Source organism: Paenibacillus sp. J22P51 (assembly GCF_059692215.1).
This window is the reverse complement of the sequence record NZ_JCAUAZ010000016.1, coordinates 20,477-33,306: the sequence shown is the minus strand read 5'-3', so window position 1 is coordinate 33,306 and position 12,830 is coordinate 20,477. Positions and strand designations below refer to the sequence as shown.

Sequence of the window (12,830 nt, the reverse complement as noted above, 5' to 3'; positions counted from 1 at the left end):
TATGACCACTAAAGGCCATTTTATTATTTCACTTGATTTTGAACTATATTGGGGAGTCAGGGATCTGTATCCGATTAGTTACTATCGTAAACAAATGTCCGATGAAAAGAAGGTCATCCCCAAGCTGTTGAAACTGCTAGAGGAACATAGTATACATGCAACTTGGGCAGTTGTAGGACTAATGTTTTTTGAGACTGTGGAAGAGATGAAGGACGGAATCCCCGATGTACAACCAGAGTACATAAATACGAATTTATCACCTTATCCCTATATTGTGAGTGGCAAGATGGGGGAAGATAGGTCAGAAATTTCTGATTTCTTTGCCCCAAAATTAATTAAAGATATCCAAATGACCAAATTCCAACAAGTCTCTACACATACATTTTCACATTATTATTGCTTGGAATCGGGGCAAGATATCGCTCATTTTAGAGCAGATTTATTAGCGGCTGTGCGCATTGCAGAAAAGAAAAACACAAAAATTGAAAGTATCATTTTCCCGAGAAATCAATTTAATGAAGCTTATGTGAGTGTACTAAAGGAACTCGGCATTCGATCCTACCGCGGGAATCCCTCTCATTGGATTTATAAGAAGGGAAATAGCGATCACGATTCTCTCTTCAAAAGAGCACTCAGATTAATAGATACGTATTACAATGTGTCAGGTCACAATTGTTTTTCTTCCAATGATGTGGAACTGATAGCACCCATCAATTTACCTGCTAGTCATTTTCTTAGACCATATTCAAAAAAATTACGCGTATTAGAACCACTTCGTCTTAGAAGAATTCTCTCTAGTATGACATATGCTGCTAAACATGGACTTGTCTATCACTTATGGTGGCACCCTTACAACTTCGCTAGTGATCAAGAAGAGAATATGGATTTTTTCAAGAAAATAATAGACCATTACAATCTGCTTAATAAGCGCTACGGGATGATAAGTACTACCATGGAGGAATTAGCAGATACTCTCCTTCCTTTCGAATACGAGGAGAAATCACTATTAAGGAACGTTCATTAATTGTATAAAAGGAGACTCTTCATGAATAAAGTACTGTTTCTCATAACAGGATTAGATCACGCAGGAGCTGAAATGCAAGTCATAGAATTGGCAAGAGGTTTGTTCCAAAAAGGGTGGTCAATATTAATTATATCGCTAGTTACTCCTACACTTGATATTGAGGAATTAAAGAAAGAAGGAATAGATTATAATACTTTGGATATGAACAAAGGTTTTCCGGATCCACGTGCAATATTGAAGTTAAGACGGATGATTAAAGATTTCAAGCCTGATATTGTCCACAGCCATATGGTTCACGCAAACTTATTAGCTAGAATAACTCGTCTGTTCACAACCGTTCCAGTGTTGGTATCTACAGCTCATAACACGAATGAGGGTGGTAAGTTAAGAATGCTACTGTATCGTGTAACTGATAGATTGTGTGATTTAATGACTAATGTTAGTCAAGAGGCAGTGGACAGTTATATCAGAAAAAAAGTAAGCCCCAAAAACAAATTAATATTAGTGCCGAATGGGGTTAATTTAAAAAAGTTCAGTAAAAATATTGACGACTATAAACAGATTCGACAGGAGCTTGGGCTTGGAGATGAGTTCATTTGGCTTGCAGTAGGGAGACTATCAGAAGCTAAGGATTATACTACATTGGTTAAATCTTTTGATCAGGTTTTAAAAACAGACAGTAATTGTATATTGTTAGTTGTTGGCATTGGCGAGGAAAGGGAAGCACTGGATAAGTTAACAAAATCACTTGAATTAGAAAATAAAATAAAATTTTTGGGTATTCGCAACGATATCCCAAGCTTAATGAGCGCCTCAAACGCGTATGTAATGTCATCCCTATGGGAAGGTATGCCCATGGTCCTGCTCGAAGCTTCGGCTTGTGAGCTTCCGATGGTAGCCACAGATGTTGGTGGAAACCGTGAAGTAGTCAAAGAAGGTATTTCCGGTTATTTGTCAAGGTCAGCGGATAGTAATCACTTGGCAACCAGAATGCTTTCCATTATGTCACTTTCACGCGAGAACAGAGAGGAAATGGGGAAGAATGGTCGCAAATATGTTATGGAGCATTACGAAATGGAGAACATAATTGCGAAATGGGAAACTCTCTACAGCCAGTTATTCAAAACTAAATTTCGAATCGGCAATGTGCAAAAGGGGGATTAAAGTGAGTAATCCAAAAGCGGCTTATATAGCAACCGTTTATTCTCATTTATCTGTATTTCATATTCCTTTTATGAAAATGTTGCAGAGCCAAGGGTATGATGTACATGCTTATGCAAATCCAGATCATTGTAAAAAAGACGTCGAAAAAGCCTTCATAGAATGTCATGATATCCCGTTCAGTCGTAACCCATTTTCCATGCGGAATGCCAAAGCGTTGAAGCAATTAATCTGTCGCTTTAAAGCAGAACAATATGATCTAATACATGTACATACTCCTAATGCTAGTGTCGTATGTCGTGTTGCTGCCAGACTAGCCGGTTGTAAAAATGTTGTCTACACCGCGCATGGGTTTCATTTCTTCAAAGGCGCACCATTATTGAATTGGTTAATGTATTATCCCGTAGAATGGCTTTTATCAAGATGGACGGATGTTATTATCACCATCAATCGAGAGGATTACGAAAGAGTTCGGAAATTTCCAGTTCGTAATAAGGCTTTGTATATCCCAGGAGTTGGTGTAGATGTTAAGTCATATCAACACATTGAGAAACAGAAAACGGATAAGATTCGGAAGGAATTGGGGATAGAAGATGGTCAGTACGTCGTGCTCAGTGTCGCGGAGCTGAATCGTAACAAAAACCACGAACAATTTATTTATGCCCTTCATTCCATGATTGGGCAAGGAATACCTGTAGTTGGTTTGATTGCTGGAGTCGGGAGTCGAGAATCTATCTTGAAATCGTTGGTCCACGATCTGAATTTAGAAAAAAACGTTAAATTTCTAGGCTTCCGCAAAGATATTCCCGAACTGATGAATACTTCGGATGTTCTGGTTCTAATGTCAGAACGTGAGGGCCTTCCTAAAGTATTACTTGAAGCCATCGCAGCAGGAAAACCGATGGTTGTGACAAATGTTCGTGGAAATCGAGAACTTGTGACCAAAGGTGAAAATGGTTATATTGTTTCGGTAGGAAATGTGGCAGAAACTGCAAAAGCGTTGACTGAACTTTATTTTGACCCGGCACAACGTGAGAAAATGGGAAGAAATAGTTCAAACAAAGCTAGTGCGTACGATATAAACAATATTGCAAATGAATTGAATAAACTCTATCAAAATGAAATTAAAACTCCCGTACATATTCCGCAAATACCCATTAATACATGAGCTACCCCCTAAATCAGACAACCTTCCGATAATCTACATTTGATCATTTTTCGCGATTAATTTCCAAAAACAACTATGAAATAGTAAAACTGCTTGCCAAGATACATTTTGTATCATATAATTAAGTAGATACGAAACGTAACTATCTCGAGAGGAAATAGAGCTTTGAAGGAGTGATAAAATGAATTACTCAAATGTAGTTTTTTGTGTTGAATGTAAATCAATGATATTGAAAGATAGTGCTCACAAAGTTTTCAAAACAGGATTTTATAAAACAATAATTCCTCTTGCACACTGTGAGGCTTGTGCTAATATCGTCAGCAAGAAATCGTTAGAAGATATTATTATCACACAAAAATGTTATTATGACATTGAAATTAATCAAGGTGAATATGTTTTTAGCCATATATAAAATGAAGGGAAGATTGTGAGATATTTGGGTTTAACAATACCTAATTACTGAGGTGTAAAATGAATATAAAGGAAGTAATGAAAAGAAACTCTTTTGTTGTTGACGTGGTTAGAAAAACAAAAAATAGTTTCAATAATTTCTATCAATTAATACCAGACGAAACTTATTTGAAAATGCAATACAAAAAATTAACAGGAAAAGAATTAAATATTGACAATCCTAAGACTTTTAATGAAAAACTTCAATGGCTAAAACTTTATTGGAAAATACCTATCTTGAATACATGTGCTGATAAATATGAAGTTAGGAGTTATGTTGAGGAAATATTAGGCGTAGAAGTATTAAATGAACTATATGGAGTTTATGATAAAGTCGAGGATATAGATGTTTCGACTTTACCGAACTCATTTGTGATAAAAGTAAATCACGGAAGTGGACAAAATATCTTTTGCAGAAACAAAAATGATTTAGATATCAAAAAAGCGTTTTCGGAAATTAAGAGATACTTAAACTCTAACCATTACCATTATGGTAGAGAGTGGTCATACAAAAATATTAAGCCATTAATAATAATTGAAAAGTATCTTGACGATGCAGGAAATCCACCGAATGACTATAAGTTTTTCTGTTTTAACGGGAAACCAGAGTTTATTCAAATGGACTTAGGTCGATTTGGGAATCATACAAGAAATATATACGACCTTAACTGGAACTTAATGAATTTTCGTTTTCATTATGATAATTATTTTGAAGAAGTACCCAGACCATCTAACTTAGATGAAATGATAATCTATGCTTCAAAACTCTCTCAAGGTTTCTCTTTTGTGAGGGTCGATTTTTATAATTTTAATAGTAAAGTTTATTTTGGAGAGATGACATTTTATCCTGAAAATGGAACTGGACGATTTTATCCTGAAGAGTATGATAAAATTATAGGAGACAAAATTATACTACCTAAATAATTTGTTCTATTTTCTATCCAGATCGAATCGACATTCGAAAATTTTTTCTCCCTCGGGGAGAAATCTTTTTAAAGAGTTCACATAAATGAATTGACAGACCTGAAGGGGTTCTTCTCAAGTTTATAAGCTTGAGAAGAACCCTTTTTCTAACTCAACAAATGCTTAAACGCACTATAATCAATCTGCTGCTTCTCCAGAAAGCTCGTCAAACTCCGATAATCTCGCTTCGGCGTTGCTAATATATATCCCTCGATACAGTGCTCTCTTGTAACTTCCTCCGCGTTCGCCTCTAATGCAACTTGTCCAATTCGCGCTGCGATGGAATGCTTGGCAATATCTCGAAAGGCCGTCGGTACAGGTGAAACCAATTGATCTAAAAACGCTTTGGATTCCGCGGTCCATAGATGCCTTGAACTGTCTACATAATGATTTTGCCAATCGAGTTTCGATTTGCCATCTTCTTTCGGGAGTACCTTGATAAACTTGCGAAACATGAAGTATCCGCCTACGGACATGAAGAAAAGCAGCACGCATACCCAGAAAATGATGAACCACATGAAAAAATCATTTGCCATTTATTTGTCACCTCACTAATTGCTTCAAATCGATAGTAAGAATTATACCTTATTTCTAGATTTCTTGCGACAATACGAGTAAAATGGGAAGGTAGCAGCTACTAATAAAGGAGTTATGGACTATGCCCAAAATTGGATCACACGTTTCGTTCTCAGATAAAGGATTACTAAATGCAGCAGAAGAAGCCGTTTCCTACGGATCATCCACGTTTATGATATACACAGGCGCACCGCAGAATACGCGTCGTAAACCCATTGAAGAGCAATATATTGAAGAAGGTAAAGCTTTGATGGACAAGCATGCGATGAATGAAATCGTTGTCCATGCGCCATATATTATCAATTTGGGTTCTTATAAGGATGATACCTTTGAACTCGCGGTGCGTTTCCTTCAAGAAGAAATCCGTCGCACGGATTATATTGGTGTACGCAATATCGTGCTTCATCCAGGTGCTTACACGGACAAAGATGCGGACTATGGGATTGCCAGAATTGCAGATGGTTTAAATGAAGTGCTTGCTGGGGTCAAAGATACGAACGTTAACATTGCTTTGGAGACCATGGCTGGCAAAGGTACGGAAATCGGCCGCAGTTTTGAAGAAATCGCGGAAATCATGGAGCGCGTGGAGTTCAACAATAAATTGACTGTATGTATGGATACTTGCCATATTCACGATGCTGGCTATGATATTGTGAACGATTTGGACGGGGTTTTGCGCCATTTTGATCGTACGATTGGGCTCGAGAAGTTAGGCGTTATCCACTTGAACGATAGTAAAAATCCACGAGGAGCCAGTAAGGACCGCCACGCACCACTTGGATCTGGTTGGATTGGCTTCGAGGCTATGAACAATATCGCGAATCATGAGAGCTTGCAGCATTTACCGATGATTCTCGAGACGCCATGGATTGGGAAAGAAGACAAAACACAGCGTCCGATGTACGAAGCGGAAATTGCTTTGCTCTCCAGTAATTTAAGTGGTCGTTTTGGCGGCGAGTTCCTGGATCATGTGGAGAGAATCGACTTTTTGATGAACAAAAAGGATATTCACTTCCGTGATTTCGTTCTAAAGACATGGGAACTGCTCAAAAACGATGCCAAAGCGAAGAAAGCGGATGGACGCGAGCCGTTGGAGCGCTTGTACGATATTCTTCACGAAGAACAACTATTCGCTGATCTTAGCGAAGAACAAATTAATCAACGTTTGATTGTCTGGCTTGCTGGAAATGACATCTTGAAGAGGGCTTAGCCTTCGCTCAGACTGAAATCGCTAGGGGGATAAACATGGAAGCGGGAACCACGAACAGCTCGATTCGCCGGGAGAGCGAATTGATGAATAGAGCAAGAATGCTAATTTCTTGCCCGGATCAGCCGGGGATTGTTGCAGCTGTATCGCAATTTTTATTCGAATATGGTGCGAATATTGTGCAATCTGATCAGTACACGATGGATCCTGAGGGCGGAATGTTTTTCATCCGAATTGAGTTCGATTTGGCTGAGTTGGCGAGTCGAGTAGAGAAGCTAAGAGCGGATTTCTCGATTGTTGCGGAGAAGTTCTCGATGGACTGGAGCCTTTCCCTTGCAAGCCAGAAAAAGCGAATAGCGATCTTCGTATCGAAAGAAGACCACGCATTGCTGGAGCTGTTATGGCATTGGCGTGCCGGCGATCTTAACGCGGACATTGCGATGGTTATTTCGAACCATAACGATATGCGATCACTGGTAGAGCCGTTCGGGATTCCCTTTCATCACATTCCGGTTACCGCGGCTACCAAAGCGGAGGCAGAGCAGCGCCAGCTTGAGGTCATTGGCGATAGCGTCGATGCGATTGTGCTTGCTCGCTACATGCAGATCGTTTCACCTTCGTTCATCCAGCATTATGCGAATCGTATCATCAATATCCATCACTCCTTCCTACCTGCTTTCGTAGGTGGAAAGCCTTATGCCCAAGCGCATAACCGTGGGGTGAAGATTATTGGAGCTACGGCGCACTACGTGACAGACGAATTAGATGGCGGACCGATTATCGAGCAGGACGTTCAGCGCGTTAGTCACCGTGATAACGTCGAGGATTTGAAAAGAATCGGTCGCCATATTGAACGGATTGTACTTGCGAGAGCAGTAGCTTGGCACGTTGAGGATCGGATCATTGTTCACAATAATAAAACGGTTGTTTTTAACTAGAGTGAAACGGGTTGTATCCGATTATGGGTACAGCCTATTTACATATAGGAGAGAAGTATAACGTTTTAACGGGTTATTGTGGCAAAGCTTTAAAGCAAATGGTACAATAATGCAAGCGAGAAAAGTCACTTGTATGTACAAGTTAAAGGCTGACGAAAATACAGAAATCATGGAGGGAATTATCGAATGACTGTATCAAACAAAACAATTGAACAATTAGCCGTCGACACGATCCGTACACTCGGTATCGACGCGGTTGAGAAAGCTAAATCAGGCCACCCAGGTATGGTAATGGGAGCTGCTCCAATGGCTTACGTGCTGTGGAAGCAGCATATGAAGCACAATCCTTCGAATCCTAAATGGGTAAACCGTGACCGTTTCGTTTTATCTGCAGGACACGGATCCATGCTTCTATACAGCTTGCTTCACTTGTGTGGATATGATCTACCAATGGAAGAGATCAAGAACTTCCGCCAATGGGGAAGCAAAACCCCAGGTCACCCAGAGTATGGTCACACAGCTGGTGTTGACGCAACTACGGGCCCACTTGGACAAGGCGTTGGTATGGCCGTAGGTATGGCAATGGCTGAAGCGCATTTGAGAGAGACGTATAACAAAGAAAACTTTCCAGTCATCGACCACTACACGTACGCGATTTGCGGCGATGGAGATATGATGGAGGGTGTTTCTTCCGAAGCAGTTTCCCTTGCGGCTCACTTGAAATTGGGCAAATTAATCATGATGTACGATTCAAATGATATTTCGCTGGATGGCGAATTGAATATGGCATTCTCTGAAAATGTTCAAGCACGTTTTGAAGCTTACGGCTGGCAGGTTATTCGCGTAGAAGAGCAGAATGACCTTGCTGCGATTTCCAAAGCGATTGCAGAAGCGAAAGCTGACACAACGCGTCCTACGTTGATTGAAGTGAAAACGACAATCGGCTTCGGCAGCCCGAACAAAGGTGGTAAAGGCGGACATGTTGGTCCTCACGGTTCACCACTTGGCGGCGACGAAGTGAAATTGACGAAGCAAGCATACGGTTGGCCGGAAGAGCCGGATTTCTATGTTCCGGACGAAGTACGTGCTCACTATGCTGAAATTCAACAAGAAGGTACTGCCGCTGAAGAAGCTTGGAGCAACCTGTTGAACGATTACATCAAAGCTTACCCAGAGCTTGGCAACCAATTCAGCGCTGCTGTCAATGGTGAACTTCCAGCTGGCTGGGATGCTGATCTTCCTAAATACACAACAGAAGACAAACCGATGGCTACACGTGTTGCTTCTGGTAATGCAATCAATGCTGTTGCAGGTAAATTGCCGCAATTAATCGGGGGTTCCGCGGATCTAGCGAGCTCGAACAACACGATGATCAAAGGCGAATCCAACTACAGTGCTAGCAACTATGCTGGACGCAACGTATGGTTCGGTGTTCGTGAATTCGGTATGGGTACAGCAATGAACGGTATGGCACTTCATGGTGGGGTCAAAGTATATGGAGCAACGTTCTTCGTATTCTCAGACTACCTGCGTGCATCTATCCGTCTTGCAGCGCTTATGCAGCTTCCTGTGATCTACGTGCTAACGCATGATAGTATCGCAGTTGGTGAAGATGGACCGACGCATGAGCCGATCGAGCAATTGCCGGCGCTTCGCGTTATTCCGGGCATCACAGTAATTCGTCCTGCTGACGGTAACGAAACGTCCGAGGCTTGGCGTTATGCGATTTCTGAAGCAAAAGGACCAGTTGCTTTGGTATTGACTCGTCAAAACCTGCCGATTCTGGAAGGTACAGTTGAAGGAGCCAAAGCGAACCTAAGCAAAGGTGGATATGTAGTATCCGACGCTGCAAATGGTAAACCGGATGCTCAAATCCTGGCAACGGGTTCAGAGGTTCAATTGGCTGTCGCTGCTCAAAAATTGCTGCAAGCCGAAGGCATCAACGTTCGCGTTATCAGCTTGCCGAGCTTGGAGTTGTTCGAGAAACAATCCAAAGCTTACAAAGATTCCGTTATCTTACCTGAAGTGAAGAAGCGTCTTGCTGTTGAGATGGCTTACCCACTTGGCTGGGAGCGTTACACAGGCGACGAAGGTTCCATCCTTGGTATCACGACATTCGGAGCATCCGCACCGGGGGATACCGTTCTGAGAGAATACGGTTTCTCACCTGAGAACGTTGTAGCAAGAGTGAAAGCATTGTTGGGCTAAAATATCGCAGAGGCCTCACTTAGGTGAGCTTCGGTTATTTCATAAGAAATACGTCCACGTGGGTCGGGATGGGAGACGTTACTTTCCGTTTGCTCATCCCACTTACGTGGACTTGCACTTATTCGTAGTCATTTTAGAGGGGGAAATATGAATCATGTCCAGCTTTGAAAATGTAACCGTACTTACGAAAGCCAATGTCTATTTCGATGGAAAAGTAACGAGCCGCACTGTGCAATTCGCTGACGGCACGAAGAAAACGCTTGGCATCCTGCTTCCAGGTGAATACGAATTCGGAACAGATGTGAAAGAAATCATGGAAATCCAAGCTGGTGAGCTGAACGTATTGCTTCCAGGCAGCAACGAGTGGATTACAATCAGTGGCCAAGGTGAATTCACCGTGCCAGCTAACACGAAATTCAAGCTCGAAGTGAAAACTGTGAGCGACTATATTTGTTCGTATATCAGCGAGTAATCGGTGATTATCTAAACACTCTCGCCTTCTCTCGGTGTAAACCGGGGAAGGGCGGGAGTGTTTTTGTGTTTGGGAGGTGGGGAAGAGCAAATGTGAGTGAATCTCGCGAGGCCCGTCGTCTACACACCTTATAATCTTGGCCCCACCCGCCAATCCGAAAGGCGTTAGCACAGTAACCTCTGCCAGCGCTCGCTCTAGCGGGAGAAGTGAAGAATAAGAGTGGTCAACCACTCTTATTCTGCCCTAAACCGCGTGAAACGCGGAAATAAGAGCGGTCTACCGCTCTTAAAGTGCCTGCCAGCTCTCGAACTGGCGAGATAAGAGAACAATAATAGTGGCCAACCACTCTTAATCTACCCTAAACCGCGTGTAACGCGGAATTAAGAGCGGTCTACCGCTCTTAAAGCGACCGCCACAGCGCGCTCTAATTCCCGCCAGTCGTCCCTGCGCCCACTTGATCTCAACCCACCAGAGTGGCGCTCCCCAATCACACTACAACAAATACGGCTCCGCAGACATATTAAGTACGTAAGATCTTATCCGACGCTCCCCACTTGCCGGACGCAGTAATCCCTTCGCGTGGAGCCGCCGCAACCAAACTCGAGCCGATTCAGGCCGTATGCCGAGATGCTCGGCTACGCTCCCTGTTTTAAGCGGCTCCGCCTTCATAGCCGCTAGCCTAATGATTTCTTTTTCCCGGTACTCCAAGGAAATGGACTGATCACTTTCACCATACCAACGCCCTAGCATGTGTAGGATCATTTGCTGACAGCGGCGCTTTTTATGCGTGAGATCGTCGTAGGAAAAACGGATGATTTTCCAGCCATCAAAGACGAGCTGATTTTGCCGCATCAGATTATCACCAAAGCGCCCACGGTCAATGTCTCTCGCATGGGGACCAAATCCATCGATTTCGAGGCCGATTCGATATGGCGGACGAAGAAAGGCGAAATCGATGAAACGAGTTCCATCTTGAAAGTCTTTGACCTCATACTCGGGGTGCAAGTGCTGGAAGTGCCCGATAATTGGCCACCATACGCCTTGAAGGAATAATTTTTCTGCGTGACCGTGTCCTTCCTGAAGTCTCCTTAACCGATCTCCTGATCTTCTCTCTTGATGCCATTGCACGAAAGATTCATAGGCCACTTGAAATTCCATTCACTTTACCTCCTCCAAAATAAAAACACCGCCTCTCCCATTGCTGGAAAAGACGGTGTACTTCACACGTCATAGTCATGTATGTTTAAAAAAGTAAGATCCCCTACACCGCACTAGCAATATGATCCTCAATATACTGCTCCAGCTTAATCCGCACGTATGGCGGCAAGCCTGACAGCATGCAGCCATAACGGTAGCTGCGCCCTTCTGTCACGATGCGAATCACGCGTCCCGTGATAGGAGGTAGTCCCGCCTCCTGCGGGAAGTGGATGACGACGAACATATCCGGCGCAAGCAGCACATTGGTTGTGATCTGCAGTCCGCTCTCCGATAGATCGAAGAGGGTACCGTCGATGTTTTGTCCGGAGAAAGAGCCTTCTTGCTCCCATTGATAAATGGACAGCTTCAGGTTAATGTCCAGCTGCACACGTGTATTTTTACGACGTTCGCGGCCCGAGAGCGGAGAGGCGGCTTTCACCGGTTCCGATACAACAGGCTCGCTATGTTTAACAACCTGCTGCCCCATCCATTCCTCATAGCACTTAATAACAGCGCTGAGATCCTCTTCACCTAAGCCTTTGCTTAGGCCGATTTGGAATAGATTTGTTGCGGATTGCAGCATCGGCGTTGGTAATTGGAATTTGCTCGTAATTTCTTGTGCGAGCAGTAAATCCTTCAGCATCAGCTTCAATGAGAATTGGTTGCTGAAATCACGATCGAGAATTTTCTCACCTTTGAGCTCGACTTGCTTGCTATTAGCTCCGCCAGAGCGGGCGATTTCTAAGAATTGACTTGGGTTAATTCCTGCCTTGGTTGCGATAGACAAGCCTTCTGCAAGCCCTGCAAGGTTAATGCCGACCATCGTGTTGTGAGCAAGCTTGGCATAAGAGCCAGAGCCGCTCGGCCCGAGGTAAAGTGCTTTGCTGCCAAGTACTTGGAACAAGTCCAACTGCTCTTCAAATACTTCTTGGCTGCCGCCGACCATGAACGTAAGCGTACCTGCTTCAGCAGCAGGCTTCGTGCCGGTTACAGGCGCGTCGAGAAAGTCGACGAAATGCGCTGCAAGCTCTTCCGCCAGCTTTTGACTTGTTTGGGGAGATACGGTACTGGAGTCAATAATGGTAAGTGCCGGGTGGATACCGCTCAGAATACCTTGCTCACTGTAAAAAGTTTCGAGAAGCGCAGCATCGTTGCTGAGCATCGTAAATAGGACGTCTGAGTTACGAGCGACTTCGGCAGGCGTATTGCCAGCTTCAGCCCCCAGATGCACAAGCTCGTCCACTTTTTCAGCAGTGCGATTATATACAGTTACCATAAACCCTTTTTGAATAAGGTTAGCAGCCATGGGCTTACCCATTGTGCCAAGTCCAATAAAGCCTATACGTTTCATGTCCCTCACCTCTGACTTCATTTTAGCATGGGAGTTAATGCCTGTGAATTACTTTGTAGGACTTTTGGCCTCCGACCAAAGTCTCTCTGCTTACGTGATCGCTCATCGCCCGAAT

12 protein-coding genes are annotated in these 12,830 nt (G+C 43.2%); 9 read left to right on the top strand and 3 right to left on the bottom strand.

Annotated elements, in window-relative coordinates; all coding sequences use genetic code 11:
• Position 1: 1 nt before the first annotated feature.
• The 5 genes from AC58QC_RS25120 to AC58QC_RS25100 all read left to right on the top strand — a co-directional run bounded on the left by AC58QC_RS25120 (position 2) and on the right by AC58QC_RS25100 (position 4,727).
• Positions 2 to 1,024 carry a polysaccharide deacetylase family protein gene (locus AC58QC_RS25120; protein WP_497417783.1) on the top strand — a complete coding sequence of 341 codons (1,023 nt, stop codon included), beginning with the start codon at positions 2 to 4 and terminating at the stop codon, positions 1,022 to 1,024.
• 21 nt (positions 1,025 to 1,045) lie between these two features.
• Positions 1,046 to 2,188: a glycosyltransferase gene (locus AC58QC_RS25115; protein ID WP_497417782.1), complete on the top strand. Its 1,143-nt coding sequence runs from the start codon at positions 1,046 to 1,048 to the stop codon at positions 2,186 to 2,188.
• Between the two features lies 1 nt (position 2,189).
• Entirely contained in the window at positions 2,190 to 3,353 is a 1,164-nt protein-coding gene (locus tag AC58QC_RS25110; protein ID WP_497417781.1) for a glycosyltransferase family 4 protein, read from the top strand.
• Positions 3,354 to 3,534: 181 nt separating this feature from the next.
• Positions 3,535 to 3,765 carry a hypothetical protein gene (locus tag AC58QC_RS25105; protein WP_497417780.1) on the top strand — a complete coding sequence of 77 codons (231 nt, stop codon included), beginning with the start codon at positions 3,535 to 3,537 and terminating at the stop codon, positions 3,763 to 3,765.
• A 59-nt stretch (positions 3,766 to 3,824) separates the two neighbouring features.
• Complete coding sequence (locus AC58QC_RS25100) at positions 3,825 to 4,727, top strand: ATP-grasp fold amidoligase family protein (RefSeq protein WP_497417779.1); 903 nt, start codon at positions 3,825 to 3,827, stop codon at positions 4,725 to 4,727.
• A gap of 146 nt (positions 4,728 to 4,873) precedes the next feature.
• On the opposite strand, the gene AC58QC_RS25095 is transcribed toward AC58QC_RS25100, so the two are convergent.
• Positions 4,874 to 5,302 carry a DUF2621 domain-containing protein gene (locus AC58QC_RS25095; protein WP_497417778.1) on the bottom strand — a complete coding sequence of 143 codons (429 nt, stop codon included), beginning with the start codon at positions 5,300 to 5,302 and terminating at the stop codon, positions 4,874 to 4,876.
• A 122-nt stretch (positions 5,303 to 5,424) separates the two neighbouring features.
• On the opposite strand from AC58QC_RS25095, the gene AC58QC_RS25090 reads away from it, so the two are divergent.
• The 4 genes from AC58QC_RS25090 (at position 5,425) to ppnP (ending at position 10,167) form a co-directional block, all read left to right on the top strand.
• On the top strand, positions 5,425 to 6,552 hold the full coding sequence (locus AC58QC_RS25090) for a deoxyribonuclease IV (RefSeq protein WP_497417777.1): 1,128 nt from the start codon (positions 5,425 to 5,427) through the stop codon (positions 6,550 to 6,552).
• A gap of 35 nt (positions 6,553 to 6,587) precedes the next feature.
• Positions 6,588 to 7,487, top strand: a complete 900-nt coding sequence (purU, locus tag AC58QC_RS25085; RefSeq protein WP_497417776.1) for a formyltetrahydrofolate deformylase — start codon at positions 6,588 to 6,590, stop codon at positions 7,485 to 7,487.
• A 186-nt stretch (positions 7,488 to 7,673) separates the two neighbouring features.
• Positions 7,674 to 9,695, top strand: coding sequence for a transketolase (gene tkt, locus AC58QC_RS25080; protein WP_497417775.1), 2,022 nt, complete (start codon positions 7,674 to 7,676; stop codon positions 9,693 to 9,695).
• Positions 9,696 to 9,849: 154 nt separating this feature from the next.
• Positions 9,850 to 10,167, top strand: coding sequence for a pyrimidine/purine nucleoside phosphorylase (ppnP, locus tag AC58QC_RS25075; RefSeq protein ID WP_497417774.1), 318 nt, complete (start codon positions 9,850 to 9,852; stop codon positions 10,165 to 10,167).
• Between the two features lie 492 nt (positions 10,168 to 10,659).
• Here the strand turns inward: ppnP and AC58QC_RS25070 are convergent, their stop codons facing one another.
• Positions 10,660 to 11,325, bottom strand: a complete 666-nt coding sequence (locus AC58QC_RS25070) for a DNA-binding response regulator (protein WP_497417773.1) — start codon at positions 11,323 to 11,325, stop codon at positions 10,660 to 10,662.
• 103 nt (positions 11,326 to 11,428) lie between these two features.
• Positions 11,429 to 12,736, bottom strand: coding sequence for an NAD(P)-binding domain-containing protein (locus tag AC58QC_RS25065; protein ID WP_497417772.1), 1,308 nt, complete (start codon positions 12,734 to 12,736; stop codon positions 11,429 to 11,431).
• Positions 12,737 to 12,830 lie beyond the last annotated feature (94 nt).

Excerpts from the sequence above, each read along its gene's own strand:
- AC58QC_RS25095 (WP_497417778.1), bottom strand. The coding sequence starts at position 5,302 with ATGGCAAATGATTTTTTCATGTGGTTCATCATTTTCTGGGTATGCGTG.
- tkt (WP_497417775.1), top strand. The coding sequence starts at position 7,674 with ATGACTGTATCAAACAAAACAATTGAACAATTAGCCGTCGACACGATC.
- AC58QC_RS25120 (WP_497417783.1), top strand. The coding sequence starts at position 2 with ATGACCACTAAAGGCCATTTTATTATTTCACTTGATTTTGAACTATAT.
- AC58QC_RS25070 (WP_497417773.1), bottom strand. The coding sequence starts at position 11,325 with ATGGAATTTCAAGTGGCCTATGAATCTTTCGTGCAATGGCATCAAGAG.
- AC58QC_RS25100 (WP_497417779.1), top strand. The coding sequence starts at position 3,825 with ATGAATATAAAGGAAGTAATGAAAAGAAACTCTTTTGTTGTTGACGTG.
- ppnP (WP_497417774.1), top strand. The coding sequence starts at position 9,850 with ATGTCCAGCTTTGAAAATGTAACCGTACTTACGAAAGCCAATGTCTAT.
- purU (WP_497417776.1), top strand. The coding sequence starts at position 6,588 with ATGGAAGCGGGAACCACGAACAGCTCGATTCGCCGGGAGAGCGAATTG.
- AC58QC_RS25065 (WP_497417772.1), bottom strand. The coding sequence starts at position 12,736 with ATGAAGTCAGAGGTGAGGGACATGAAACGTATAGGCTTTATTGGACTT.
- AC58QC_RS25115 (WP_497417782.1), top strand. The coding sequence starts at position 1,046 with ATGAATAAAGTACTGTTTCTCATAACAGGATTAGATCACGCAGGAGCT.
- AC58QC_RS25105 (WP_497417780.1), top strand. The coding sequence starts at position 3,535 with ATGAATTACTCAAATGTAGTTTTTTGTGTTGAATGTAAATCAATGATA.
- AC58QC_RS25090 (WP_497417777.1), top strand. The coding sequence starts at position 5,425 with ATGCCCAAAATTGGATCACACGTTTCGTTCTCAGATAAAGGATTACTA.